We start from the raw sequence: 2,003 nt of genomic DNA, 5'->3' as shown, positions 1-2,003 counted from the left end.
GTCCACTCAACGAGTCACACCCGTCCAGGTACCGGTCACATCATCAGATCACCCGAACCGGTCATGTGCGGAGGATGGGACTAGCATGTGCTCGCTGCTCACGCCGGCGCCTTCCTCGTCACTCGCCGCCGCCCGCGGAGGGCCGACGCCGATCTCTACCCTAACGTTAGGGTAGAGTCGCCGTGGTGCCGGCCCGGCCGACTGCCGCGCCCGCTTCCGTGGGGCGGGACGCGAGCGCCCGGTCCGCCCGCAGTGCCGGGGCCGACGAAGCCCCCGGCGAAGACCGATCCCGCAGGAGCGAGCGTGCGCGTGTGTGTGAGGCCCGGCGCCGCCGCCTGCCCGCCGTGACCCTTCGCCCCCGGGCTGAGCCCTCTTCTCGCGCAGGTCGTCGCGGCACTGCCCGCTGACCCCGTGGCGACCGCCCCGGTCTTCCACGCCTTCCCCGCCTTCCCGCGCGCCTCCCTTGACGGGGTGTGCCCGAGCCCGACAGGTTCCTCTCGTCTTGTCTTTCTCCGCACCCTCCCCGGCCGCCCGGCTGCGTGGCTTCCGACGTCCGGCCTGGCTGTCCGACCCGAAGGTGCTGCGCACCGAGGTGCTGGCCGGGCTCGTGGTCGCGCTGGCACTGATCCCGGAGGCGATCTCGTTCTCGATCATCGCCGGGGTCGATCCGGCGATCGGCCTGTTCGCCTCGTTCACCATGGCCGTGACCATCGCGGTCGTCGGGGGCCGGCCGGCGATGATCTCCGCGGCCACCGGTGCCGTGGCCCTGGTCATCGCCCCCCTCAACCGCGAGCACGGCTTCGGGTACCTCGTCGCGGCGGTCATCCTCGCCGGTGTCTTCCATATCGTCCTCGGCGCGCTCGGCGTCGCGAAGCTGACGCGGTTCGTGCCGCGCAGCGTGATGGTGGGGTTCGTCAACTCCCTCGCCATCCTCATCTTCATGGCGCAGGTTCCTGAGATGACGGGCGTGCCCTGGCCCGTCTATCCGCTGCTGGCGGCGGGGCTGGCGCTGATGGTGTTCTTCCCGAAGGTGACGTCCGTGGTTCCGGCGCCGCTGGTGTCGATCGTCATCGTCACGGTCGTCACGGTCGCCGCGGGGATCGTCGTGCCGACCGTGGGCGACAGGGGTGAGCTGCCGTCGTCCCTGCCCGTGCCCGGGCTGCCGGACGGGCCGTTCACCATGGACACCCTGACGACCGTGGCACCGTACGCGCTCGCCATGGCGCTGGTCGGGCTGATGGAGTCGCTGATGACGGCCAAGCTGGTGGACGACATCACGGACACGCACTCCTTCCTCCAAGACCCGCGAGTCGGTCGGGCAGGGCGTCGCCAACAACGTCACCGGCTTCTTCGGGGGCATGGGCGGCTGCGCGATGATCGGCCAGACGATGATCAACGTACGGGTGTCGGGTGCGCGCACCCGGTTGTCGACGTTCCTGGCCGGCGCGTTCCTGATGGTGCTGTGCGTCGTCTTCGGGCCGGTCGTCTCCGACATCCCCATGGCCGCCCTGGTCGCGGTGATGGTGATGGTGTCGGTGGGGACCTTCGACTGGCACTCCATCGCGCCGAGGACGCTGAAGCGGACGCCGACCGGGGAGATCACCGTCATGGTGGTCACCGTGGCCTGTGTGGTCGCCACGCACAACCTCGCCATCGGTGTCGTCGTCGGCTCCCTCACCGCGGTGGTCATCTTCGCCAAGCGGGTCGCCCACCGCGCCGAGGTCACCGCGGTCACGGACCCCGACGGCACCTCGGTTGTCTACCGCGTCACCGGTGAGCTGTTCTTCGCCTCGTCCAACGACCTCGTCGCCCGGTTCCGGTACGCCACCGACCCGGCCAGGGTCGTCGTCGACCTGTCCGCCGCGCGCATCTGGGACGCCTCCTCCGTGGCCGCGCTGGACGCCGTCGAGGCCAAGTACGCCCAGCGCGGCAAGAGCGTCGAGATCATCGGCCTGAACGAGCCGAGCGCCCGGATACACCGGACACTCAGCGGCGAACTCACC

1 pseudogene is annotated in these 2,003 nt (G+C 70.3%); it reads left to right on the top strand.

What is annotated here, in order from left to right:
* Positions 1–502: 502 nt before the first annotated feature.
* Positions 503–2,003 (top strand): annotated as a pseudogene (locus ABZ281_RS47455) (SulP family inorganic anion transporter); the annotation flags it as partial.

Origin of the sequence: Streptomyces sp. NPDC006265 (assembly GCF_040613555.1) — a bacterium.
Taxonomy (GTDB): Bacteria; Actinomycetota; Actinomycetes; order Streptomycetales; family Streptomycetaceae; genus Streptomyces.
The sequence above is the reverse complement of the archived record's forward strand: the minus strand, read 5'-3'. Positions and strand labels throughout refer to the sequence as shown.